Source organism: Streptomyces sp. NPDC005794 (assembly GCF_042871445.1).
Taxonomy (GTDB): domain Bacteria; phylum Actinomycetota; class Actinomycetes; order Streptomycetales; family Streptomycetaceae; genus Streptomyces.
The window spans coordinates 253,523-276,812 of the sequence record NZ_JBIAIN010000010.1 but is presented as its reverse complement, the minus strand read 5'-3'; the positions used below and the strand labels follow the sequence as shown (position 1 = coordinate 276,812).

Genomic DNA, 23,290 nt, shown 5'->3' with positions numbered 1-23,290 from the left:
ACGGCCTTGACTTTCCAAGGCCGTCCGGCGTCGCAGCGCGTTCCCTCCGTTACCGCACGAACACTCCCGCCTGGCTCGCCAGGTCGAGGAAGTACTGCGGGGCCAGGCCGAGGACCAGGGTCACGGCGACTCCGACCGCGATCGTGGTCATCGTCAGCGGGGACGGGACGGCGACCGTCGGGCCGTCCGCCTTCGGCTCGCTGAAGAACATCAGGACGATGACCCGGATGTAGAAGAAGGCGGCGATGGCCGACGAGATCACACCGACCACGACGAGACCGCCCGCGCCGCCGTCCGCCGCCGCCTTGAAGACGGCGAACTTTCCGGAGAAGCCCGAGGTGAGCGGAATACCGGCGAAGGAGAGCAGGAACACGGCGAAGACGGCGGCGGTCAGCGGCGAGCGCCGGCCGAGACCGGCCCACTTCGACAGGTGGGTGGCCTCTCCGCCCGCGTCCCGCACCAGGGTGACGACGGCGAAGGCACCGACCGTCACGAAGGAGTACACCGCGAGGTAGAAGAGGACCGAGGAGATGCCCTCCGGGCTGGCCGCGATGACACCCGCGAGGATGAAGCCCGCGTGTGCGATCGAGGAGTAGGCCAGGAGCCGCTTGATGTCGGTCTGGGTGATCGCGACGATCGCCCCGCCCAGCATCGTGACGATCGCGACACCCCACATGACGGGGCGCAGGTCCCAGGTGAGGCCGGGCAGCACCACGTACAGCAGGCGCAGCAGCGCGCCGAACGCGGCGACCTTCGTGGCCGCCGCCATGAAGCCGGTGACCGGGGTCGGGGCTCCCTGGTACACGTCCGGGGTCCACATGTGGAACGGGACCGCGCCGACCTTGAAGAGCAGACCCATCAGGATCATCGCCCCGCCGATCAGCAGCAGCGCGTCGTTGCCCATGGTGCCGGCGAGCGCCGGGTCGATCTGCTGGACGGTGCCGTCGACGACGTTCGCGATGCCCGCGTACGACACGGTGCCCGCGTATCCGTAGAGCAGGGCGATCCCGAAGAGCAGGAACGCCGAGGAGAAGGCACCGAGCAGGAAGTACTTCACGGCGGCTTCCTGCGACAGCAGCCGCTTGCGGCGGGCGACGGCGCACAGGAGGTAGAGCGGGAGCGAGAAGACCTCGAGCGCGACGAAGAGCGTCAGGAGGTCGTTGGCCGCGGGGAAGACCAGCATGCCCGCCACGGAGAAGAGCGCCAGCGGGAAGACCTCGGTCGTGGTGAATCCGGCCTTGACCGCAGCCTTCTCGCCGTCGCTGCCTGGCACCGAGCCGGCCTGGGCGGCGAAGGAGTCCACCCGGTTGCCGTGCGAGGCCGGGTCGAGGCGCCGCTCGGCGAACGTGAAGACGGAGACCATGGAGACGAGCAGGATGGTGCCCTGGAGGAACAGGGCGGGACCGTCGACGGCGACGGCGCCCATCGCGGCGATGTGCGCGTTCTCCGTGGCGTACCCGTCGGCGGCGAGCCCCACCACCGCGGCGAACGCGGCGGCGATCGCGACGACCGTCAGGAACACCTGGGTGGTGTAGCGGGCCCGTCGCGGGACGAAGGCCTCCACCAGGATCCCGAGAACGGCGGCACCGACCACGATCAGGACGGGTGCCAGTTGGGCGTACTCGATGGTCGGAGCGGTGAACTTGTCGCCCGGGGCGGCCGATGTCACCTCGCCCGCCGTCGTCCACAGACTGTGGACAGCTGTTGCGCTCACTTGGCGGCCTCCACCTCGGGCTGGGGGTCCTTCTTCTGTACGTCGTGCATGGTGTGCTGCACCGCCGGGTTGACGACCTCCGTGAGCGGCTTCGGGAAGACACCCAGGAAGATCAGCAGGGCGATCAGCGGAAGGGCCACCGCCAGCTCACGGACCTTGAGGTCGGGCATGCCTCCGATCCCCTCCCTGACCGGCCCGGTCATCGTCCGCTGGTAGAGGACGAGGACGTAGAGCGCGGCGAGCACGATGCCGACGGTGGCGATGACGCCGGCCACCGGGTACGCGCTGAACACTCCGACCAGGACCAGGAACTCGCTGACGAACGGCGCGAGGCCGGGCAGCGACAGGGTGGCCAGACCACCGACGAGGAAGGTTCCCGCCAGGACGGGCGCCACCTTCTGCACCCCGCCGTAGTCGGCGATGAGGCGCGAGCCGCGCCGGGTGATGAGGAATCCGGCGACCAGCATCAGCGCGGCCGTCGAGAGACCGTGGTTGACCATGTAGAGCGTGGCGCCAGACTGGCCCTGGCTGGTCATCGCGAAGATGCCGAGCACGATGAAGCCGAAGTGCGAGATCGACGCGTACGCGATGAGCCGCTTGATGTCGCGCTGGCCGACGGCGAGCAGAGCCCCGTAGATGATGGAGATCAGCGCCAGGACGAGGATCACCGGCGTGGCCCACGTGCTGGCCTCCGGGAACAGCTGGAGGCAGAAGCGGAGCATCGCGAAGGTGCCGACCTTGTCGACGACCGCGGTGATCAGGACGGCGACCGGCGTGGTCGCCTCGCCCATGGCGTTGGGCAGCCAGGTGTGCAGTGGCCACAGCGGGGCCTTCACCGCGAAGGCGAAGAAGAACCCGAGGAACAGCCACCGCTCGGTGGAGGTCGCCATGTCCAGCGAGCCGTTGGCCCGGGCCTCGGCGATCTCGGAGAGCGAGAAGCTGCCCGCGACCACGTACAGCCCGATGACGGCGGCCAGCATGATGAGCCCGCCGGCCAGGTTGTAGAGGAGGAACTTCACCGCCGCGTAGCTGCGTTGAGCCGCCGCGTTCTCTTCGGTGCCCGAGTGGGCCCGGTCCCCGAAGCCGCCGATGAGGAAGTACATCGGGATGAGCATGGCTTCGAAGAGGATGTAGAAGAGGAAGACGTCGGTGGCCACGAAGGACAGGAGCACCATCGCTTCCACCATCAGGATCAGGGCGAAGAAGCCCTGGGTGGGACGCCAGCGCGAGGACGAGGTCTCCAGGGTGTCCGCGTCGTGCCAGCCCGCCAGGATGACGAAGGGGATCAGCAGCGCGGTGAGTGCCAGGAGCGCCACCCCGATGCCGTCGACCCCCAGCTCGTACCGGACGCCGAAGTCCTTGATCCAGGCGTGCGATTCGGTCAGCTGGTAGCGGTCGCCGCCCGGCTCGAAGCGGGCGAACACGATGCCGGCCAGGACCAGGGTCGCCAGCGAGACGACCAGGGCGAGCCACTTGGCCGCGGTGCGGCGGGCGGCCGGGACGGCGGCGGTGGCGATCGCGCCGATCGCCGGGAGCGCCGCCGTCACTGTCAGGAGGGGAAAGGACATGGGATCAGACCGCCCTCATCAGCAGGGTCGCGGCGATGAGTACCGCCGCACCGCCGAACATCGAGACCGCGTAGGAGCGGGCATAGCCGTTCTGCAGCTTGCGCAGCCGACCGGAGAGCCCGCCCATCGAGGCGGCCGTGCCGTTGACGACGCCGTCGACCAGGGTGTGGTCGACGTAGACCAGGGAGCGGGTGAGGTGTTCGCCGCCGCGGACCAGGACCACGTGGTTGAAGTCGTCCTGGAGAAGGTCGCGGCGGGCCGCCCTGGTGAGCAGGGAACCGCGCGGTGCCACGGCGGGGACGGGCTTGCGCCCGTACATGGCCCAGGCGATGGCGACACCGATGACGAGCACCACCATGGTGGCGGCGGTGACGGTGGTCGCGCTGACCGGGGCGTGTCCGTGGTCGTGTCCGGTGACGGGCTCCAGCCAGTGCATGAACCGGTCACCGATGGAGAAGAAGCCTCCGGCGAAGACCGACCCGAAGGCCAGCACGATCATCGGGATCGTCATCGACCTGGGCGACTCGTGCGGGTGCGGCTCGTGGCCCTCCGCGTCCGGCTGCCAGCGCTTCTCGCCGAAGAACGTCAGCAGCATCACGCGCGTCATGTAGAACGCGGTGATCGCGGCGCCCAGCAGGGTGACGGAGCCGAGGATCCAGCCCTCGGTGCCGCCCTTGGCGAAGGCCGCCTCGATGATCATGTCCTTGGAGAAGAAGCCGGACAGACCGGGGAAACCGATGATCGCGAGGTAGCCCAGGCCGAAGGTGACGAAGGTGACCGGCATGAACGTCCGCAGGCCGCCGTACTTCCGCATGTCCACCTCGTCGTTCATGCCGTGCATGACCGAACCGGCGCCGAGGAAGAGCCCGGCCTTGAAGAAGCCGTGGGTCACCAGGTGCATGATCGCGAAGACGTAGCCGATGGGGCCGAGGCCCGCGGCCAGGATCATGTAGCCGATCTGCGACATCGTCGACCCGGCGAGGGCCTTCTTGATGTCGTCCTTCGCGCAACCGACGATCGCACCGAAGAGGAGCGTGACCGCACCGACGACCACGACGACCGTCTGGGCGTCGGGCGCCGCGTTGAAGATCGCGCCGGAACGGACGATGAGGTAGACGCCCGCGGTCACCATGGTGGCGGCGTGGATCAGGGCCGAGACCGGGGTCGGGCCCTCCATCGCGTCACCGAGCCAGGACTGCAGCGGCACCTGGGCCGACTTGCCGCAGGCGGCGAGGAGCAGCATCAGGCCGATCGCGGTGAGCTTGCCCTCGCCGGTGTCCCCCGCCGCTTCGAGCACCGGTCCGAAGGCGAAGGTGCCGAACGTGGTGAACATCAGCATGATCGCGATCGACAGGCCCATGTCGCCGACCCGGTTGACCAGGAAGGCCTTCTTGGCGGCGGTGGCCGCGCTGGGCTTGTGCTGCCAGAAGCCGATGAGCAGGTACGACGCCAGGCCGACACCCTCCCACCCGACGTACAGCAGCAGGTAGTTGTCGGCGATGACCAGGACGAGCATCGCCGCGAGGAACAGATTCAGATAGCCGAAGAAGCGGCGGCGGCGCTCGTCGTGCTCCATGTAACCGATGGAGTAGATGTGGATCAGCGTGCCCACACCCGTGATCAGCAGGACGAACGTCATCGACAACTGGTCGAGCTGGAAGGCCACATCGGCCTGGAATCCCTCGACGGGGATCCAGCTGAACAGCTTCTGGTGCAGGGCGCGGTCCTCGGCGCCCTTGCCCAGCATGTCGGTGAACAGCACGACACCGATGACGAACGACGCGGCGGCGAGCACCGTGCCGATCCAGTGGCCGGTCCGGTCGAGCCGACGTCCGCCGCAGAGCAGGACCGCCGCTCCGAGCAGGGGCGCCGCGACCAGCAGCGCAATCAGGTTTTCCACGATTCCGACCCCTTACAGCTTCATCAGGCTGGCGTCGTCGACCGAGGCCGAGTGGCGGGAACGGAACAGCGACACGATGATCGCGAGCCCGATGACGACCTCCGCGGCGGCGACGACCATCGTGAAGAACGCGATGATCTGGCCGTCGAGATTGCCGTGCAGCCGGGAGAACGCGACGAGCGCGAGGTTGCAGGCGTTGAGCATCAGCTCGATGCACATGAACACCACGATCGCGTTCCGCCTGATCAGCACACCGGAGGCGCCGATCGTGAACAAAAGGGCCGCGAGGTAGAGGTAGTTGACCGGATTCACTTGGCGACCTCCTCCTCTTCTTCCGCCGTGTCACGGGCCGGTCCGCGGTCACGGCCGAGCCGCTCCCCGGAGCGCTGTTCCAGTGCCTTGAGGTCGGCGAGCGACTCGCTGGACACATCCCGGATCTGCCCGCGCTGCCGCAGGGTCTGCATGACGGTGAGCTCGGACGGGGTGCCGTCCGGGAGCAGTCCCGCGATGTCCACGGCGTTGTGCCGGGCGTAGACACCCGGGGCCGGCAGCGGCGGCAGATGGCTGCTGCGCACCCGCTCCTGGGAGAGCTCACGCTGCGTCTTGGCGCGTTCGGTGCGCTCGCGGTGCGTGAGCAGCATCGCGCCGACGGTCGCCGTGATCAGCAGGGCGCCGGTGATCTCGAACGCGAAGACGTACTTGGTGAAGATGAGGTTGGCGAGGCCCTCGACGTTTCCGCCGTGCCGGGCGTTCGCCGTCCCCAGGCCGTTGAAGGTCTTCAGGGACGCCTGCCCGATGCCGGCGATCAGCAGGATGCCGAAGCCGAGTCCGCAGGCGGCGGCCAGCCAGCGCTGGCCCTTGAGCGTCTCCTTCAGCGAGTCCGCCGCCGTGACGCCGACGAGCATGACCACGAAGAGGAACAGCATCATGATCGCGCCGGTGTAGACGACGACCTGGACGATGCCCAGGAAGTAGGCACCGTTGGCGAGGTAGAAGACCGCCAGCACGATCATGGTGCCGGCGAGCGACAGCGCGCTGTGCACCGCCTTCTTCATCAGGACGGTGGCGAGTGCGCCGATGACGGCGACGGTGCCGAGGATCCAGAACTGGACGGCCTCGCCGCTCGAGGTGGCGGTGGCCGCCGCGGCCAGGGTGGAGGTCATGCGTCCCCCTCCTTGTCCGTATCTCCCTTGGACACGGCGGCCTGGCGCTCCGTGCCGGGTGCGGCAGCGGTCACCAGACCTCGGTAGTAGTCCTGTTCGTCCATGCCGGGGAAGATCGCGTGGGGGCTGTCGACCATGCCTTCCTCGAGCCCCGCGAGCAGCTCGCCCTTGGTGTAGATGAGGCTCTCGCGGGTGGTGTTGGCGAGCTCGAACTGATTGGTCATGGTCAGTGCCCGGGTGGGGCACGCCTCGATGCAGAGCCCGCACAGGATGCAGCGCGCGTAGTTGATCTGGTAGACGCGGCCGTAGCGCTCGCCCGGGGAGTAGCGCTCCTCGTCCGTGTTGTCCGCGCCCTCCACGTAGATCGCGTCCGCCGGACACGCCCAGGCGCACAGTTCGCAGCCGACGCACTTCTCCAGCCCGTCCGGGTGACGGTTGAGCTGGTGCCGGCCGTGGAAGCGCGGCGCCGTCACCTTCTGCGTTTCCGGGTACTGCTCGGTCAGCCGCTTCTTGAACATGGCCTTGAAGGTCACGCCGAAGCCGGCCACAGGATTCTGGAACTTCTCCCCTGAGGGTTCTGATGACTCAGACACCGTCAGCCTCCTTTCCGTCACTCGAACTTCCGGCGCCCGGACGTCCGGCGCCCACGTGTTCGTCACTCTGAGTATCGGGCCCGCCACTGACAACGAGCTCCCGCTCACGTCGTGGCGTGCGGCGGGGCACCGGTGGCAGGGCCTGGCCGGGCAGCGGCGGGACGGGGAATCCGCCCGCCATCGGGTCGAACGCCGGCTCCGGCCCGGCCGCCTCCTCGGCGGCCTTGGTCTTCCGGTCGCGGAAGACGTCGGCGACGAAGGAGATCAGCAGGACCGCGATCACGGCTCCGGCGACGTACAGCAGGATCTTCGTGTAGTCGTATCCCTCGTTGTTCAGCGCCCTGACGGTGGCGACCAGCATCAGCCAGACCACGGAGACCGGGATCAGGACCTTCCAGCCGAGCTTCATCAGCTGGTCGTAGCGGACGCGGGGCAGCGTGCCGCGCAGCCAGATGAAGAAGAAGAGGAGCAGCTGGACCTTGATGACGAACCAGAGCATCGGCCACCAGCCGTGGTTCGCGCCCTCCCAGAAGGTGCTGATCGGGTACGGAGCCCGCCAGCCGCCCAGGAACAGGGTCACGGAGACCGCGGAGACGGTGACCATGTTGACGTACTCGGCGAGCATGAACATCGCGAACTTGATCGAGGAGTACTCGGTGTTGAAGCCGCCGACCAGGTCGCCCTCGGACTCCGGCATGTCGAACGGGGCCCGGTTGGTCTCGCCGACCATCGTGATGATGTAGATGATGAAGGAGACCGGCAGCAGGAGGATGAACCAGCGGTCCTCCTGCGCCGCCACGATCTCCGAGGTCGACATCGAGCCCGAGTAGAGGAACACGGAGGCGAAGGCGGCGCCCATCGCGATCTCGTAGCTGATCATCTGGGCGCAGGAGCGCAGACCGCCGAGCAGCGGGTACGTCGATCCGGAGGACCAGCCGGCCAGCACGATGCCGTAGATGCCGACGGAGGCGACCGCGAGGATGTACAGCATCGCGATCGGCAGGTCCGTCAGCTGCATCGTCGTGCGGTGGCCGAAGATCGAGACCTCGTTGCCGGCCGGGCCGAACGGGATCACCGCGATCGCCATGAACGCCGGAGCGGCGGCGACGATCGGGGCCAGGATGTAGACGACCTTGTCGGCCCGTTTGACGACGACGTCTTCCTTGAGCATCAGCTTGATGCCGTCGGCGAGCGACTGGAGCATGCCCCAGGGCCCGTGCCGGTTGGGGCCGATGCGCAGCTGCATCCAGGCGACGACCTTGCGCTCCCACACGATGGCGAACAGCACGGTCACCATCAGGAACGCGAAGCAGAACACCGCCTTGACGACGACGAGCCACCAGGGGTCCGTGCCGAACATCGAGAGGTCCTCGGCTGCGAGGACGGTGCCCTGCGGTGCCGCGGCGAGTCGATCGAGGCCGGTCACTCTCCTACCTCCGTTGTCACGACGTGGGAGCCCGGGGCGGCCGGACCGATCCGGACCACTCCGCCCGGCTGGGCGCCGGTGTCGGCGGGCACGCCCCGGCCGACGGAGTTGAGGGGGACCCACACCACCCGGTCCGGCATCTCGGTGACCACCAGTGGGAGTTCGGTGCTGCCGGCGGGGCCGGTGACGGCCAGCAGATCGCCGTCCTTCACCCCGGACTCGGCCGCGGTGGCCGCGGAGAGCCGGGCGACGGACGCGTGCCGGGTACCGGCCAGCGCCTCGTCGCCCTCCTGGAGCCGGCCCCGGTCGAGCAGCATCCGGTGGCCCGCGAGGACCGCCTCGCCGTCGCCGGGCCGGGGCACCGGGCGGGACGTCGCCCGCGGGTCCTCGGCGTGGCCGCCCTGCCAGCCACCGAGCCGGTCGAGCTCGCGGCGGGCCGCCCTCAGGTCGGGCAGGGCGAGGTGTACGTCGAGTGCGTCGGCCAGCATGTGCAGCACCCGCGCGTCGGTCGGGCAGAGCGTCCTCGGCAGTTGCTCGGGCTTCAGCGCGGCCTCGAACATCCGCGCCCTGCCCTCCCAGTTGAGGAAGGTGCCGGGCTTCTCCGGGACGGCGGCGACGGGAAGGACCACGTCGGCGCGCTCGGTGACCGCGCCGGGGCGCAGCTCCAGTGAGACCAGGAAGCCGACCTCGTCCAGCGCCTCCACGGCGCGGGCCGGGTCGGGCAGGTCCTCGGGGTCGACCCCAGCGACCACCAGCGCGGCCAGTTCGCCGGTGGCCGCGGCCTCCACGATCTGGCCGGTGTCGCGGCCGAAGCGGGCCGGGAGTTCGGCGACGCCCCAGACGGACGCCACCTCCTCCCGTGCCCGGGGGTCCGTCGCGGGACGGCCGCCGGGCAGCAGCGACGGGAGCGCGCCCGCCTCCAGCGCGCCGCGTTCGCCGGCCCGGCGCGGGATCCACACCAGTGCGGCGCCGGTCGCCGCGGCGGTGCGCACCGCCGCGGTCAGTCCACCGGGTACCGCCGCGAGCCGCTCGCCCACGACGATCACGGTGCCTTCGCCGCGCAGCGCCTCGGCCGCGACGGCTCCGTCGCCCTCCAGACCGACCCCGCCCGCGAGGGCGTCCAGCCATTCGGTCTCGGTGCCGGGCGCGGCGGGGAGCAGCGTGCCGCCCGCCTTCTCCAGGCCCCGGCTGGCGTGCGAGGCGAGCGCGAACGTCCGCTGCCCGTGCTTGCGGTGGGCCTTGCGGAGCCGCAGGAAGACGCCGGGCGCCTCCTCCTCGGACTCGAAGCCCGCCAGCAGGACCGCCGGGGCCTTCTCCAGCGCGGTGTACGTGACCCCGCCGCCGTCCAGGTCGCGGCCACGTCCGGCCACCCGCGCGGCGAGGAAGTCGGCTTCCTCACCGCTGTGGACGCGGGCCCGGAAGTCGATGTCGTTGGTGTCGAGGGCGATCCGCGCGAACTTGCTGTACGCGTAGGCGTCCTCGACGGTCAGCCGGCCACCGGTGAGCACCCCGGTCCTGCCGCGCGCCCCCGAGAGACCGGCCGCCGCGGCTTCCAGGGCCTCCGGCCAGCTCGCCGGCTCCAGCACACCCTCCGCGTTGCGTACCAGCGGCGTGGTGAGCCGGTCGCGCTGCTGGGCGTAGCGGAAGCCGAAGCGGCCCTTGTCGCAGAGCCACTCCTCGTTGACCTCGGGGTCGTTGGCGGCGAGCCGCCGCATGACCTTGCCGCGCCGGTGATCGGTCCGGGTCGCGCAGCCGCCGGCGCAGTGCTCGCACACCGAGGGCGTCGACACCAGGTCGAAGGGCCGGGAGCGGAACCGGTACGCCGCCGAGGTCAGCGCCCCGACCGGGCAGATCTGGATGGTGTTGCCGGAGAAGTACGACTCGAAGGGGTCGCCCTCACCGGTACCGACCTGCTGGAGCGCGCCGCGCTCCAGCAGCTCGATCATCGGGTCGCCCGCCACCTGGTTGGAGAACCGGGTGCAGCGCGCGCAGAGCACGCACCGCTCGCGGTCCAGCAGCACCTGGGTGGAGATCGGGACGGGCTTCTCGAAGGTGCGCTTCTTCCCGTCGAAGCGGGAGTCGGCGCCGCCGTGCGACATCGCCTGGTTCTGCAGGGGGCACTCGCCGCCCTTGTCGCAGACCGGGCAGTCCAGCGGGTGGTTGATGAGCAGGAGCTCCATCACCCCCTTCTGGGCCTTCTCCGCGACGGGCGAGGTGATCTGCGACTTCACGACCATGCCGTCGGTGCACGTGATGGTGCAGGACGCCATCGGCTTGCGCTGCCCCTCGACCTCGACGATGCACTGCCGGCAGGCGCCGGCCGGGTCGAGGAGCGGGTGGTCGCAGAAGCGCGGGATCTCGATGCCGAGGAGTTCGGCGGCGCGGATGACGAGGGTGCCCTTGGGCACGCTGATCTCGATGCCGTCGATCGTGAGCGTGACGAGGTCCTCGGGCGGAACGGCCGCCTCGCCGCCCCCGGAGGGCGCACTCGTGGTGACTGTCATGCGTTCACCCCCCGGTGAGCGTTCTTGTCGTCCTTGTCGTCGGCCCAGAGGGTCGACCTGGCGGGGTCGAAGGGGCAGCCCTTGCCGGTGATGTGCTGCTCGTACTCCTCGCGGAAGTACTTCAGCGAGGAGAAGATCGGCGATGCGGCGCCGTCGCCGAGGGCGCAGAACGACTTGCCGTTGATGTTGTCGGCGATGTCGTTGAGCTTGTCGAGGTCGGCCATCTGTCCCTTGCCCGCTTCGATGTCGCGGAGCAGCTGGACGAGCCAGTAGGTGCCCTCACGGCACGGTGTGCACTTGCCGCAGGACTCATGGGCGTAGAACTCGGTCCAGCGGGTGACGGCCCGCACCACGCAGGTGGTCTCGTCGAAGCACTGCAGCGCCTTGGTGCCGAGCATGGATCCGGCGGCGCCGACGCCCTCGTAGTCCAGCGGGACGTCGAGGTGCTCCTCGGTGAACATCGGGGTGGAGGAGCCGCCCGGCGTCCAGAACTTCAGGCGGTGCCCGGCCCTGATGCCGCCGCTCATGTCGAGCAGCTGGCGCAGGGTGATGCCGAGGGGTGCCTCGTACTGGCCGGGGCTGGTGACGTGCCCGCTGAGCGAATACAGCGTGAAGCCCGGGGACTTCTCGCTGCCCATCGACTTGAACCAGTCCTTGCCCCTGTTCAGGATGGCGGGAACCGAGGCGATGGACTCGACGTTGTTCACGACAGTGGGACAGGCGTACAGACCGGCGACCGCGGGGAAGGGGGGACGAAGCCGGGGCTGGCCACGCCGTCCTTCGAGCGAGTCGAGCAGCGCGGTTTCCTCTCCACAGATGTACGCACCGGCACCCGCGTGCACCGTGAGTTCCAGGTCGAGCCCTGAACCCAGGACGTTCGCCCCCAGATAACCCGCCTCGTACGCTTCACGTACCGCTTCGTGCAGCCTCCGCAGCACGGGGACGACTTCACCGCGCAGATAGATGAAGGCATGCGAGGACCGGATCGCGTAACAGGCGATCACGATCCCCTCGATGAGGCTGTGCGGGTTGGCGAAGAGGAGTGGGATGTCCTTGCAGGTGCCGGGCTCCGACTCGTCGGCGTTGACCACGAGGTAGTGCGGCTTGCCGTCGCCCTGCGGGATGAACTGCCACTTCATCCCGGTGGGGAAGCCCGCGCCTCCACGTCCGCGCAGACCGGAGTCCTTGACGTACGCGATGAGGTCGTCCGGCGACATGGCCAGGGCTTTGCGCAGCCCCTCGTATCCGTCGTGCCGGCGGTAGGTGTCCAGCGTCCAGGACTCCGGCTCGTCCCAGAACGAGGAGAGGACGGGTGCCAGGAGCTTCTCCGGGCTGGTCCCGTTCTTGCCGATCTCGGCTGCCAAGGTCATCACTCCCCCTCCTCGGCGGCGGGCCCGGCCGGATACTCCGGGTCGGAGGCCGAGGTCTGCTGCGGCGCATCATGAGAGCTGAGGTGCTCGGCGCCCTTCTGCGGCTGTGCGTCCCGGGGTGTCCCGCCCCTCGGGCCGACCACGCGCGCGTGCGGCGCTGCCTCGCCCTTGGCCAGCTTCAGACCGACCAGCGAGGCGGCACCCGCCCCGCCGCTCGCCTCGACGGCGCCGGGACGCGCGTCGGGGAAGCCGGCCAGGATCCGGGCCGTGTCCTTGTACGTGCAGAGAGGTGCGCCACGGGTGGGCTCCACGGTGCGGCCGGCGATCAGGTCGTCGACGAGCCGTGTCGCGCTCTCCGGCGTCTGGTTGTCGAAGAACTCCCAGTTGACCATCACGACCGGCGCGAAGTCGCAGGCCGCGTTGCACTCGATGTGTTCGAGGGTGACCTTGCCGTCGTCGGTCGTCTCGTCGTTGCCGACGCCCAGGTGCTCCTTGAGCCGGTCGAAGATGGCGTCGCCGCCCATGACCGCGCACAGGGTGTTGGTGCAGACCCCGACCTGGTAGTCACCGCTGGGCCGGCGGCGGTACATCGTGTAGAAGGTGGCGACCGCGGTGACCTCGGCGGTGGTGAGGCCGAGCTGGTCGGCGCAGAACGCCATGCCCGTACGGGAGACGAACCCCTCCTCGGACTGCACCAGGTGCAGCAGCGGCAGCAGCGCGGAGCGGCTGCCGGGGTAACGGGCGATCACCTCCCGCGCGTCCGCCTCGAGCCGGGCGAGCACGTCGGCCGGGTAGGCGGGGGCGGGGAGCTGCGGCATCCCCAGGCTGACTTCTCGATTGGATGCGGTCACCGGTCGACGCCTCCCATCACGGGGTCGATGGACGCGACGGCGACGATGACGTCGGCGACCTGGCCGCCCTCGCACATCGCCGCCATGGCCTGCAGATTGGTGAAGGACGGGTCGCGGAAGTGGACCCGGAAGGGGCGCGTGCCGCCGTCCGAGACGACATGCACGCCGAGTTCGCCCTTGGGGGACTCTATGGCGGTGTACGTCTGCCCGGCCGGGACCCGGAAGCCCTCGGTCACCAGCTTGAAGTGGTGGATCAGGGCCTCCATGGAGGTGCCCATGATCTTCTTGATGTGGTCGAGCGAGTTGCCGAGACCGTCCGGTCCCAGCGCGAGCTGCGCCGGCCAGGCGATCTTCTTGTCGGCCACCATGACCGGGCCCGGCTCCAGCCGCTCCAGGCACTGCTCGACGATCCTGAGCGACTGGCGCATCTCCTCCAGCCGGATGAGGAAGCGGCCGTAGGCGTCGCAGCTGTCCGCGGTGGGCACGTCGAACTCGTAGTTCTCGTAGCCGCAGTACGGGTCGGTCTTGCGCAGGTCGTGCGGGAGCCCGGCGGACCTGAGGACCGGGCCGGTGGCCCCGAGCGCCACGCAGCCGGTCAGGTCGAGATACCCGACGTCCTGCATACGGGCCTTGAAGATGGGGTTGCCGGTCGCGAGCTTGTCGTACTCCGGCAGGTTCTTCTTCATGGTCTTGACGAACTCGCGGAGCCGGTCGATCGCGCCCATCGGCAGATCCTGGGCGAGGCCGCCGGGCCGGATGAACGCGTGGTTCATCCGCAGGCCGGTGATCAGCTCGAAGAGATCGAGAACGAGTTCACGATCGCGGAAGCCGTAGATCATGATCGTCGTGGCGCCGAGCTCCATGCCACCGGTGGCGATGCACACCAGGTGCGAGGAGATCCGGTTGAGCTCCATCAGGAGCACCCGCAGGACGGTGGCCCGGTCGGGGATCTGGTCCTCGATGCCGAGGAGCTTCTCGACCCCGAGGCAGTAGGCCGCCTCGTTGAAGAACGGGGTCAGGTAGTCCATGCGCGTGACGAAGGTGGTGCCCTGCGTCCAGTTCCGGAATTCGAGGTTCTTCTCGATGCCGGTGTGGAGGTAGCCGATGCCGCAGCGGGCCTCGGTGACGGTCTCGCCGTCGATCTCCAGGATGAGCCGCAGCACGCCGTGCGTGGACGGGTGCTGGGGGCCCATGTTGACGATGATGCGTTCGTCGTCCGACTTCGCGGCGGACTCGACGACCTCGTCCCAGTCGCCGCCGGTGACTGTATATACAGTCCCCTCGGTCGTGGCCCTGGGCGTTGCGTGGGGAGTAGTCATCAGCTGTACGACCTCCGCTGGTCCGGAGCCGGGATCTGGGCGCCCTTGTACTCGACGGCGATGCCGCCGAGCGGGTAGTCCTTGCGCTGCGGGAAGCCCTGCCAGTCGTCCGGCATCATGATCCGGGTCAGGGCGGGGTGCCCGTCGAAGATCAGGCCGAAGAAGTCGTAGGTCTCGCGCTCGTGCCAGTCGTTGGCCGGGTAGACCGCGACGAGTGACGGGATGTGCGGGTCGCTGTCGGGGGCGGACACCTCGAGGCGGATCAGCCGCCCGTGGGTGAGCGAGCGCAGGTGGTAGACCGCGTGCAGCTCGCGCCCCTTGTCCCCCAGGTAGTGGACACCGCTGACGCCCGTGCAGAGTTCGAAGCGCAGGGCCGGATCGTCGCGCAGGGTGCGGGCGACCTGGACCAGGTGCTCACGGGCGATGAAGAAGGTGACCTCGCCCCGGTCGACCACCGTCTTCTCGATGGCGTTGCCGGGGAGCAGGTCCTGTTCCTCCAGGGCCCCTTCCAGCTCGTCGGCGACTTCGTCGAACCACCCGCCGTACGGCCGGGAGGTGGCACCCGGCAGGGTCACCGTGCGGACGAGTCCGCCGTAACCGGAGGTGTCACCGCCGTTGTTGGCGCCGAACATGCCCTTGCGTACGCCGATGACCTCACCGGAGTCGTCCCGCGGGGTGGGCACCTGGCCGCTGTCGGTGTTCCGCTCGTCGCTCATCGCAGCAGCCCCTTCATCTCGATCAGGGGGAGTGCCTTGAGGGCCGCCTCCTCCGCCTCGCGGGCGGCCTCCTCCGCGTTGACCCCGAGCTTGGAGCCCTGGATCTTCTGGTGGAGCTTGAGGATGGCGTCGATCAGCATCTCGGGACGCGGCGGGCATCCTGGCAAATAGATGTCGACCGGGACAATATGATCAACGCCCTGCACAATGGCGTAATTATTGAACATTCCACCCGATGACGCGCAAACCCCCATGGAGATGACCCACTTGGGGCTCGGCATCTGGTCGTAGACCTGCCGCAGGACGGGCGCCATCTTCTGACTCACCCGCCCTGCGACGATCATCAGATCCGCCTGCCGCGGCGATCCGCGGAAGACCTCCATCCCGAAACGCGCCAGGTCGTACCGCCCCGCGCCGGTCGTCATCATCTCGATGGCGCAGCAGGCGAGGCCGAAGGTGGCCGGGAAGACGGACGACTTCCGCACCCAGCCGGCGGCCTGCTCGACAGTGGTCAGCACAAAGCCGCTCGGCAGCTTCTCTTCGAGTCCCATGGTGTGCCCCTCAGCCCCTCAGTCCCATTCCAGGCCGCCCCGGCGCCACACATACGCGTAGGCGACGAAGACGGTGAGCACGAAGAGCAGCATCTCCACGAGCCCGAAGATCCCCAGGGCGTCGAAGGTGACCGCCCAGGGATAGAGGAAGACGATCTCGATGTCGAAGACGATGAACAGCATCGCCGTCAGGTAGTACTTGATGGGAAAACGGCCGCCTCCGGCTGGAGTGGGGGTGGGTTCGATGCCGCACTCGTACGCTTCGAGCTTTGCTCGGTTGTACCGCTTAGGGCCGATAAGCGTGGCCATGACCACGGAGAAGATCGCAAACCCTGCCCCGAGGGCGCCGAGCACGAGGATGGGCGCGTAGGCATTCACGCTCCTCGCTCCTTCCAGTCGTCCTTGACCGTTGGACCGCATCGGGCAACCGGCTCGCCACCTCATCAAGATCGTGCACATGTGAGGCAGTTCACAAGCCCGACTGCCCCGCATCCTATGCCTGTGATCCTGTGATCTGCGACACGGGGTACACCAACGTCTTTGTGATCTACGCCACCTGACGAACGATCATGAAGTCGGATGAGCGGTGATCTACGCACGCGAAGCGGCCGTGCGGTTACGAGACGTGACATCTTGAGGCGTTACCGCTGGTCAAAGGCGCCTGGCTCTATCAATCGACGGCCCGTACAAGCAAATTGGCGATGGACACCGTACGGGTGATATGGGAATCGGCCACCTCCGGCAGCCACTCGGACGGGGGGCCTCCGGTACCGATATGGACAATGCGCACGCATTCACGAACTTCCGGGCAGCGGGCGCGCGCACCGGTCGGCCACCCCCGACGGGCACCCCGGCCACCACCCGCCGATCACCCTGCGGGCCCCCACGGAAACGGACATGACTCACCAATAGGTCAGGCCGCCACAGGAGGGCGGCCGACCCCGCTCCGCACGCGGCCGCGATCGGGCGGCCGCCTCTCACGGGAAAGACATGCTGTGACCTGCGTCACTCCACATGCACTCCAAGAAAAGCGGGCTTGGCCAACCGTGTGAACGGATGGTAAGCGACGGGCAATTCGGGCGTATTGAAAGAATCCCGTGATCACAGGGGTGGACAGGCCTGCCCGTTTTGCCCGTTAGGGCGTCAATAAGGGCCCGCAATAAGCGGATTCATAGATTCCGAACGTAACTGTGTCGCAACACACGTTTCTTGATGGGACCCCTACAGCCCTGATAGCGCTAGTACCCATGTCCCACACCGCTCACATACCCAGCCACCGGAAGCCCCGCCAGAGTGCCTCGAAGACGGCGCTGCGGGCAGGAGTTGCCGGTGGCGTCCTCAGCACCATCGCGGTCGCGGGTGCCGCCGGTCCGGCCCAGGCCGAGCCGGTCACCCAGACCATCGAGATGCCCACTATCACGGCCGGGCTCTCCACCTCCGTCGCCGCGTCCGCGCAGGCAACCCAGGCGGTCGCTCTCGACCTGGAGATCCAGGCCCAGGAGAACGCCGCCGCCGACACGGCCGCCAAGGCCGCCAAGAAGGCCAAGGCCGAGGCGGTCCGCAAGGCGGAGGCCAAGAAGAAGGCCGAAGCCGCCGCCAAGGCCAAGGCGGCAGCGGAGGCGGAAGCGGAGGCAGCCGCCGAGCGCGCCTCCCGCTCCTCCGAGCGCACCACGCTCAGTGCGTCCGCCGGCTCCTCCTCCGGCTCGTCCTCCTCGTCGTCCTCCTCCAGCGCCACCGGGTCCGCCGCGGCCGTCATCGCGTTCGCGCAGTCCCAGGTCGGTGACGCGTACGTCTCCGGCGGCACCGGCCCGAACTCGTGGGACTGCTCAGGCCTGGTCCAGGCCGCCTTCGGCAGCGTGGGCGTCGACCTGCCGCGCGTCTCGCAGAGCCAGTCGACCGCCGGGACCCAGGTCTCGCTCGACAACCTCCAGCCCGGCGATATCCTGTACTGGGGTGGCGCCGGCAGCGCGTACCACGTCGGGATCTACGTGGGCGGCGGCCAGTTCGTCGGTGCGCAGAACTCCAGCACCGGCGTCGTGCAGCAGTCCCTGGACTACGACCCGCCGTCGGGCGCCGTCCGCGTTCTCTGATTCACAAGCTCCGCACGCCTGAGCACGATCGCGGGCCGTCACTCCTCCGACCGGGAGTGGCGGCCCGTCATCGTGCCGTGGGCGCGTCCGCTTCCAGGGCCTCGTCAGCCGGGAGGCGCTGACCGGGTGCCTGTCCTCGTTCCGGGGCGTCCCGGTCCCGGCGCAGGAGCACCACGCCGGCCACGCACACGAGACCGGCCAGCACGAAGCCGTACGGCGGAGTCGAGCCCGAGGGCTGCGTCTCGTAGACGAGCGCGGCCGACAGCACGGTCACCGCGCCCAGGGCGCGGCCGCCGCTCGTGGTGGCGGCGATCACCGCGGTCGCCCACAGCAGGTACCAGGGCTGCACCATCGGCGAGAGCGCGACCAGGACCAGCAGCGCGAGGCCCAGGGCGCGGACGGGTTCCGTACGCCCGGTCGTCGCGTGCCATGCCAGGCGCGCGATCAGGGCCAGGGCGATCAGCAGCCCCAGGTTCTGCACGGCGGACTTGACCGGATCCGGGTCGGTTCCGGCCAGCAGCCGCAGGAGTTCACCGAGGCCCAGGCCGAGGTCGCTGCTGAGGGACAGCGCCGTGTGGATGCGTGCCGCGACGCTCTGCGTCCCGAGCCAGCCGAAGCCGGTGCCGCAGAGGAACGTCGTGCCGACGGCCACCGCCCCGGCGACCAGTCCGGGCGCGAGCAGCCCCTTCGCCACCCGCCGTACGACCGGACCGCTCGCGGCCCGGCCCACCACGACGCCGACGAACAGCAGCGCCACCGCCGCGGGTGACTTGACCATCATGGCGAGCCCGATGAGCGCCGACCCGGTGATCCACCTCCCGCGCAGGGCGAGCAGCACACCGGCCAGCATGAGGCCGGTCATCAGCCCGTCGTTGTGGACGCCGCCGACGACGTGGATGAGCAGCAGCGGATTCAGGGCCCCGAGCCACAGCGCGGCGCTCTCGCTGCGGCCGTGCTCCCGGGCGAGGTTCCGCAGGGCCCAGACGATCAGCACCAGCGCGCCCAGGGCGATGAGGCGCATCCCCAGCACGGCGGGCACGATCGTGCCGTCGGTCGCCCGGACCACGACGCGCGCCAGAACGAGGAAGAACGGCCCGTACGGGGCCGGGGTGTCGGTCCAGTGCCCGCCGACGCTCGCCGCGGCGTCGCCGCCCGGCCCGTCGGGGTCGAGGACGGACGGCCCCACGCTGTAGACGTCGTGCCCTTCGAGGACCATCGCGCCCTGCGCGATGTAGCTGTAGACGTCGGCGCTGTGGAGCGGGGGCGCCAGGACCAGCGGGGCCGTCCACCAGGCGAGGGTGACGAGGGTGTCGCGTACGGACGCTCCCGCCCGCCCGTACAGCCACCAGGCGACGACGAGGACCGTCAGCCCGCCGTACGCCAGTGCGTAGCCGGCTGCGGTCACCACGGGCCCGTGGGAGACCCACAGGCCCCACGGGTCGTGCTCCGGCAGCGTGCCGACGGCCCAGCCGCCCAGCGCGACCGCCAGCGATCCGGCCGCGCCGAGCCGTCGGTGCGTGCGGGTGGTGGTCCACACGCCGGTGATCCGTGCTCCTGTCGCCCCCATGGCCCGAACCTATCGCGGGCCCGTACCGTCAGGCCTTCGGGGCGACCTTCGAAAGGCCGTTGATGATGCGGTCCATGGCGTCGCCGCCCGTCGGGTCGGTGAGGTTCGCGAGCATCTTCAGCGTGAACTTCATCAGGACGGGGTGGGTCAGACCGCGCTGCGTCGCGATCTTCATGACCTTCGGGTTCCCGATCATCTTCACGAAGGCGCGGCCCAGCGTGTAGTAACCGCCGTAGGTGTCCTTGAGGATCTTCGGATAGTTGTGCAGCGCCAGCTCCCGCTGTGCCGGGGTCGCGCGGGCGTGCGCCTGGACGATGACGTCCGCGGCGATCTGACCCGACTCCATGGCGTACGCGATGCCTTCGCCGTTGAACGGGTTGACGAGTCCGCCCGCGTCGCCGACGAGCAGCAGGCCCTTGGTGTAGTGCGGCTGGCGGTTGAAGGCCATCGGGAGCGCCGCGCCGCGGATCGGCGTCGTCATGTTCTCGGGGGTGTAGCCCCAGTCCTCCGGCATGGAGGCGCACCAGGCCTTGAGCACCTCACGCCAGTCCAGCTCCTTGAAGGCGGACGAGGAGTTGAGGATGCCGAGGCCGACGTTGGACGTGCCGTCGCCCATGCCGAAGATCCAGCCGTAGCCGGGCAGCAGACGGTCCTCGGCGCCGCGGCGGTCCCACAGCTCCAGCCAGGACTCCAGGTAGTCGTCGTCGTGGCGGGGCGAGGTGAAGTACGTACGGACCGCGACGCCCATCGGGCGGTCCTCGCGGCGGTGCAGGCCCATGTGGAGGGAGAGCCGGGTGGAGTTGCCGTCGGCGGCGACGACGAGCGGGGCGTGGAAGGTGACCGGGGTCTTCTCCTCGCCGAGCTTGGCGTGGACGCCGGTGATGCGGCCGGTGCGCTCGTCCTTGACCGGTTCGCCGACGTTGCAGCGCTCGTACAGCCGGGCGCCCGCCTTCTGGGCCTGGCGGGCGAGCTGCTCGTCGAAGTCGTCGCGCTTGCGGACCAGACCGTAGTCCGGGTACGACGCGAGGTCCGGCCAGTCCAGTTGGAGGCGGACGCCGCCGCCGATGATGCGCAGGCCCTTGTTGCGCAGCCAGCCGGCCTCTTCGGAGATGTCGATGCCCATGGAGACGAGCTGCTTGGTGGCTCGCGGGGTGAGTCCGTCACCACAGACCTTCTCCCGTGGGAAGGCCGTCTTCTCCAGCAGGAGGACGTCGAGTCCGGACTTGGCGAGGTGGTACGCGGTCGTGGAGCCGGCTGGGCCCGCTCCGACGACGATCACGTCCGCGCTGTGCTCGGAGAGGGGCTCGGTCACGGTCGGATCTCCCGAAGACTCGAATTCGCGTGCCGCGCGGCACATGTCGCGTGCAGTCTATGGGTGCCTGCTGATCACCTTCCGAAGGGCTCCCCGATGCCGCATGTGCCTGACTCGAATCCGTCCGTACATCTGCGTGTCCCCACCGACGAGGACGCCCTGGCCTGGTATCGGGTGTTCGACGATCCGGAGGTCATGGAGTTCCACGGCGGCCGCTCGGCGGAGTACTCCGTGTACGAGGAGTTGACCGCCCGCCAGCGCCGGCACGACGCGGAACTCGGCCACTGCCTCTGGACGGTGCTGGACGACGCCGGTGAGGTGCTCGGCTTCACGGGCGCCCAGCCGTGGCCGCACGAGTCCTTCGGCCCGGTGGGCGAGGTCGAGATCGGCTGGCGGCTGGGCCGGGCCGCCTGGGGGCACGGTTACGCGACCGCCGCGGCGCGCACCACGCTGGAACGGATACGGGCGCTCGGGACGCGCGAGGTCGTGGCGATGATCAACACGCGCAACGAGCGCTCGCTCGCGGTGGCCGGACGTCTCGGCATGCGGCAGGCCGAGACGTACACGAGCCCGGTGTCGCAGCAGGAGGCGTACTGCTTCCGGCTGGAGCTCTGAGCCCGCGGAAAGGGCTCAGTCGCGCACGCCCCGGTGCAGCGCCACCACGCCGCCGGTGAGATTGCGCCAGGCCACGTTCGACCAGCCGGCCTTCTGCAGCAGCGTCGCGAGGCCGGCCTGGTCGGGCCAGGCGCGGATCGACTCGGCGAGGTAGACGTAGGCGTCCGGGTTGGACGACACCGCCCGGGCCACCGGGGGCAGCGCGCGCATCAGGTACTCGGTGTAGACGGTCCGGAAGGGCGTCCACGTCGGCTGGGAGAACTCGCAGATGACCACGCGTCCGCCGCGCCTGGTGACCCGGTACAGCTCGCTCAGCGCGGCGCCGGTGTCCTGGATGTTGCGCAGCCCGAAGGAGATCGTGACCGCGTCGAAGGTCTCGTCCTTGAAGGGCAGTTTCGTGCCGTCGCCCGCGGTGAACGGCATCCACGGGTGGCGCTCCTTGCCGACCCGGAGCATCCCGATCGAGAAGTCGCAGGGCACCACATAGGCGCCGGCCCGGGCGAACGGCTGCGAGGAGGTGGCCGTCCCGGCCGCCAGGTCGAGGATCTTCTGCGCCGGGCGGGCGTCGACGGCCCGGGCGACCTCCTTGCGCCAGAGCCGCGCCTGTCCGAGCGACAGCACGTCGTTGGTGAGGTCGTAGTTCGCCGCCACGTCGTCGAACATCGAGGCGACTTCGTGCGGCTGCTTGTCCAGGGATGCTCGGGTCACCCTCCCATTCAAGCAGCCCGGCGCCCGGTCGCTCGCGGCGGCGTGGACCGCTTCGGCCTTTCGGCGCCGACAGCACTCATACAGGGGTGTGGTCCACCGTGTGACGCACCGGACCGGAGGAGGGGGAGCGGGGTGTCCGTCCCGCGCGGCCGGGACCCCACCGGTCCGAGCGGCTTCGAGGACGGTTTCGGGAACAGCACCGTCCTGATCGACGTCTCACCCGACGAGGGAAAGGGGTTTCCGCACCGGTGACCGCCCAGCGACTCCTGGACGTCGTGCGGTACGCGGACGAGCACCCGGTGCTCAAGAAGCAGATCAGCGTGCGGGGCGGATGAGTCATCCCTCCGCGCGACCACACCGAGACCACGGATGATCACGAGAGCATGCACAGTGACGACGTACATCGAATACGGAACGCCGGCGGCACCCGCCGGACGGCCGGGAAGCCCGCTCCGGGGGAGCGGTCCTCACGCGCGCAGTCCCGGAAACGCTCCGTGGCCCGCCGAAGACGGATGCGGCGCCGGCGCGCCGGGTTCACCGGTGCGGTGATCGCGCTGGCGGCCGTCGCGGCGTTCCTCCACCTCGACCCGCCGTGGCAGGACGACGGCGCCACGGTGGCCGGCCAGGAGACGGCCCCGGCCTCACCGAAGGCCGCTGCCTCACCGAAGGAATCGGCCTTACCGAAGGCGTCGGCGAGGCCCGAGCCGTCGAAGTCCCCCGTCGGCTCACCGAGCGCCGAGGAGCCCGTCGACCCGGAGTCCGTCCCGGAGTCCGGCCCCGGCACCTTCACCGTGGCCCGCGAGGGCGTCTCGTCCGAGGGCGGGGGCAGCCGCTACCGCGTCGAGGTGGAGGACGGTATCGGCGTGGACCCGGACAGGGCCGCCGAGGACATCGCGGGGATACTCACCGACCCCCGGGGCTGGAGCAAGGGCGGGACCCATACGTTCCGGCAGGTCGACGACAGTTCGGCGGGACTGGTGATCCGGATAGGGACGCCGAAGACCACCGACCGGCTCTGCGGGCAGTACGGCCTGAACACCCGAGGCGAGGTGAACTGCCGCGGCGGGGAGAACGTCATGGTCAATCTGGCCCGGTGGCAGCTCGGTTCACCGACCTTCGACGGTCCGGCGACCGAGTACCGGGCCCTGATCATCAATCACGAGGTGGGCCACTGGCTCGGGCACGGCCACGAGACCTGCCCCGGCCCCGGGAAGCCGGCGCCCGCCATGATGCAGCAGATCAAGGGACTGAAGGGCTGCACGTCCAACGCCTGGCCGTACGACGGCAACGGCCGCTATCTGAGCGGGCCCTCGGTCCCGTGAC

Annotated in this window: 20 protein-coding genes; 3 read left to right on the top strand and 17 right to left on the bottom strand. The window is 69.4% G+C overall.

Features of this window, described 5'->3' with window-relative positions; translation table 11 throughout:
- Positions 1 to 49: 49 nt before the first annotated feature.
- Genes nuoN through ACFYQ5_RS18745 form a run of 14 tightly spaced genes read right to left on the bottom strand, consistent with a single transcriptional unit; the run spans position 50 to position 16,053 of the window.
- Positions 50 to 1,714 (bottom strand): NADH-quinone oxidoreductase subunit NuoN, encoded by a 1,665-nt coding sequence (gene nuoN / locus ACFYQ5_RS18810; protein WP_389198713.1) that lies wholly within the window; start codon positions 1,712 to 1,714, stop codon positions 50 to 52.
- Positions 1,711 to 3,282 carry an NADH-quinone oxidoreductase subunit M gene (locus tag ACFYQ5_RS18805; protein ID WP_389198712.1) on the bottom strand — a complete coding sequence of 524 codons (1,572 nt, stop codon included), beginning with the start codon at positions 3,280 to 3,282 and terminating at the stop codon, positions 1,711 to 1,713. The genes nuoN and ACFYQ5_RS18805 overlap by 4 nt, the downstream gene beginning before the upstream one ends.
- Positions 3,283 to 3,286: 4 nt before the next feature.
- Positions 3,287 to 5,182 (bottom strand): NADH-quinone oxidoreductase subunit L, encoded by a 1,896-nt coding sequence (nuoL, locus tag ACFYQ5_RS18800; protein ID WP_389198710.1) that lies wholly within the window; start codon positions 5,180 to 5,182, stop codon positions 3,287 to 3,289.
- 12 nt (positions 5,183 to 5,194) lie between these two features.
- Positions 5,195 to 5,494, bottom strand: a complete 300-nt coding sequence (gene nuoK / locus ACFYQ5_RS18795) for an NADH-quinone oxidoreductase subunit NuoK (protein ID WP_389198708.1) — start codon at positions 5,492 to 5,494, stop codon at positions 5,195 to 5,197.
- A complete protein-coding gene (locus ACFYQ5_RS18790; protein ID WP_389198706.1) occupies positions 5,491 to 6,345 on the bottom strand; it encodes an NADH-quinone oxidoreductase subunit J in 855 nt (284 codons plus the stop codon). Before ACFYQ5_RS18790 ends, nuoK begins: the two co-directional genes overlap by 4 nt.
- Complete coding sequence (gene nuoI, locus ACFYQ5_RS18785; protein ID WP_389198704.1) at positions 6,342 to 6,938, bottom strand: NADH-quinone oxidoreductase subunit NuoI; 597 nt, start codon at positions 6,936 to 6,938, stop codon at positions 6,342 to 6,344. The genes ACFYQ5_RS18790 and nuoI overlap by 4 nt, the downstream gene beginning before the upstream one ends.
- Positions 6,931 to 8,364 carry an NADH-quinone oxidoreductase subunit NuoH gene (gene nuoH / locus ACFYQ5_RS18780; RefSeq protein ID WP_389198703.1) on the bottom strand — a complete coding sequence of 478 codons (1,434 nt, stop codon included), beginning with the start codon at positions 8,362 to 8,364 and terminating at the stop codon, positions 6,931 to 6,933. Before nuoH ends, nuoI begins: the two co-directional genes overlap by 8 nt.
- On the bottom strand, positions 8,361 to 10,868 hold the full coding sequence (locus ACFYQ5_RS18775) for an NADH-quinone oxidoreductase subunit G (RefSeq protein WP_389198702.1): 2,508 nt from the start codon (positions 10,866 to 10,868) through the stop codon (positions 8,361 to 8,363). Before ACFYQ5_RS18775 ends, nuoH begins: the two co-directional genes overlap by 4 nt.
- Positions 10,865 to 12,238: an NADH-quinone oxidoreductase subunit NuoF gene (gene nuoF, locus ACFYQ5_RS18770; protein WP_389198701.1), complete on the bottom strand. Its 1,374-nt coding sequence runs from the start codon at positions 12,236 to 12,238 to the stop codon at positions 10,865 to 10,867. Before nuoF ends, ACFYQ5_RS18775 begins: the two co-directional genes overlap by 4 nt.
- Positions 12,238 to 13,056, bottom strand: a complete 819-nt coding sequence (nuoE, locus tag ACFYQ5_RS18765) for an NADH-quinone oxidoreductase subunit NuoE (protein ID WP_389198754.1) — start codon at positions 13,054 to 13,056, stop codon at positions 12,238 to 12,240. The genes nuoF and nuoE overlap by 1 nt, the downstream gene beginning before the upstream one ends.
- Positions 13,057 to 13,085: 29 nt before the next feature.
- Positions 13,086 to 14,408 carry an NADH-quinone oxidoreductase subunit D gene (locus ACFYQ5_RS18760; RefSeq protein WP_389198699.1) on the bottom strand — a complete coding sequence of 441 codons (1,323 nt, stop codon included), beginning with the start codon at positions 14,406 to 14,408 and terminating at the stop codon, positions 13,086 to 13,088.
- A complete protein-coding gene (locus ACFYQ5_RS18755) occupies positions 14,408 to 15,124 on the bottom strand; it encodes an NADH-quinone oxidoreductase subunit C (protein ID WP_389198697.1) in 717 nt (238 codons plus the stop codon). Before ACFYQ5_RS18755 ends, ACFYQ5_RS18760 begins: the two co-directional genes overlap by 1 nt.
- On the bottom strand, positions 15,121 to 15,675 hold the full coding sequence (locus ACFYQ5_RS18750) for an NADH-quinone oxidoreductase subunit B family protein (protein WP_014154689.1): 555 nt from the start codon (positions 15,673 to 15,675) through the stop codon (positions 15,121 to 15,123). Before ACFYQ5_RS18750 ends, ACFYQ5_RS18755 begins: the two co-directional genes overlap by 4 nt.
- Before the next feature lie 18 nt (positions 15,676 to 15,693).
- The gene (locus ACFYQ5_RS18745; RefSeq protein ID WP_003992243.1) at positions 15,694 to 16,053 is read right to left on the bottom strand and encodes an NADH-quinone oxidoreductase subunit A; all 360 of its coding nucleotides are present in this window, start codon (positions 16,051 to 16,053) and stop codon (positions 15,694 to 15,696) included.
- An 869-nt stretch (positions 16,054 to 16,922) separates the two neighbouring features.
- On the opposite strand from ACFYQ5_RS18745, the gene ACFYQ5_RS18740 reads away from it, so the two are divergent.
- A complete protein-coding gene (locus tag ACFYQ5_RS18740) occupies positions 16,923 to 17,765 on the top strand; it encodes a C40 family peptidase (RefSeq protein ID WP_389198695.1) in 843 nt (280 codons plus the stop codon).
- A 67-nt stretch (positions 17,766 to 17,832) separates the two neighbouring features.
- Here ACFYQ5_RS18740 and mptB read toward each other — a convergent pair whose 3' ends face one another.
- Positions 17,833 to 19,332, bottom strand: a complete 1,500-nt coding sequence (mptB, locus tag ACFYQ5_RS18735; protein ID WP_389198693.1) for a polyprenol phosphomannose-dependent alpha 1,6 mannosyltransferase MptB — start codon at positions 19,330 to 19,332, stop codon at positions 17,833 to 17,835.
- 28 nt (positions 19,333 to 19,360) lie between these two features.
- Positions 19,361 to 20,644 carry a geranylgeranyl reductase family protein gene (locus tag ACFYQ5_RS18730; protein WP_389198692.1) on the bottom strand — a complete coding sequence of 428 codons (1,284 nt, stop codon included), beginning with the start codon at positions 20,642 to 20,644 and terminating at the stop codon, positions 19,361 to 19,363.
- A gap of 96 nt (positions 20,645 to 20,740) precedes the next feature.
- On the opposite strand from ACFYQ5_RS18730, the gene ACFYQ5_RS18725 reads away from it, so the two are divergent.
- A complete protein-coding gene (locus ACFYQ5_RS18725; RefSeq protein WP_389198691.1) occupies positions 20,741 to 21,259 on the top strand; it encodes a GNAT family N-acetyltransferase in 519 nt (172 codons plus the stop codon).
- Positions 21,260 to 21,274: 15 nt separating this feature from the next.
- Here ACFYQ5_RS18725 and ACFYQ5_RS18720 read toward each other — a convergent pair whose 3' ends face one another.
- A complete protein-coding gene (locus tag ACFYQ5_RS18720) occupies positions 21,275 to 21,967 on the bottom strand; it encodes a demethylmenaquinone methyltransferase (protein WP_389198690.1) in 693 nt (230 codons plus the stop codon).
- 383 nt (positions 21,968 to 22,350) lie between these two features.
- On the opposite strand from ACFYQ5_RS18720, the gene ACFYQ5_RS18715 reads away from it, so the two are divergent.
- Positions 22,351 to 23,289 (top strand): DUF3152 domain-containing protein, encoded by a 939-nt coding sequence (locus ACFYQ5_RS18715; RefSeq protein ID WP_389198689.1) that lies wholly within the window; start codon positions 22,351 to 22,353, stop codon positions 23,287 to 23,289.
- Position 23,290 lies beyond the last annotated feature (1 nt).

What these genes read in the sequence shown, in the direction of transcription:
- mptB (WP_389198693.1), bottom strand. Translation starts at nt 19,332, where the DNA reads ATGGGGGCGACAGGAGCACGGATCACCGGCGTGTGGACCACCACCCGC.
- ACFYQ5_RS18790 (WP_389198706.1), bottom strand. Translation starts at nt 6,345, where the DNA reads ATGACCTCCACCCTGGCCGCGGCGGCCACCGCCACCTCGAGCGGCGAG.
- ACFYQ5_RS18755 (WP_389198697.1), bottom strand. Translation starts at nt 15,124, where the DNA reads ATGAGCGACGAGCGGAACACCGACAGCGGCCAGGTGCCCACCCCGCGG.
- ACFYQ5_RS18740 (WP_389198695.1), top strand. Translation starts at nt 16,923, where the DNA reads ATGTCCCACACCGCTCACATACCCAGCCACCGGAAGCCCCGCCAGAGT.
- ACFYQ5_RS18760 (WP_389198699.1), bottom strand. Translation starts at nt 14,408, where the DNA reads ATGACTACTCCCCACGCAACGCCCAGGGCCACGACCGAGGGGACTGTA.
- nuoF (WP_389198701.1), bottom strand. Translation starts at nt 12,238, where the DNA reads ATGACCTTGGCAGCCGAGATCGGCAAGAACGGGACCAGCCCGGAGAAG.
- ACFYQ5_RS18715 (WP_389198689.1), top strand. Translation starts at nt 22,351, where the DNA reads ATGCACAGTGACGACGTACATCGAATACGGAACGCCGGCGGCACCCGC.
- ACFYQ5_RS18725 (WP_389198691.1), top strand. Translation starts at nt 20,741, where the DNA reads ATGCCGCATGTGCCTGACTCGAATCCGTCCGTACATCTGCGTGTCCCC.
- ACFYQ5_RS18750 (WP_014154689.1), bottom strand. Translation starts at nt 15,675, where the DNA reads ATGGGACTCGAAGAGAAGCTGCCGAGCGGCTTTGTGCTGACCACTGTC.
- nuoE (WP_389198754.1), bottom strand. Translation starts at nt 13,056, where the DNA reads ATGCCGCAGCTCCCCGCCCCCGCCTACCCGGCCGACGTGCTCGCCCGG.
- ACFYQ5_RS18775 (WP_389198702.1), bottom strand. Translation starts at nt 10,868, where the DNA reads ATGACAGTCACCACGAGTGCGCCCTCCGGGGGCGGCGAGGCGGCCGTT.
- ACFYQ5_RS18805 (WP_389198712.1), bottom strand. Translation starts at nt 3,282, where the DNA reads ATGTCCTTTCCCCTCCTGACAGTGACGGCGGCGCTCCCGGCGATCGGC.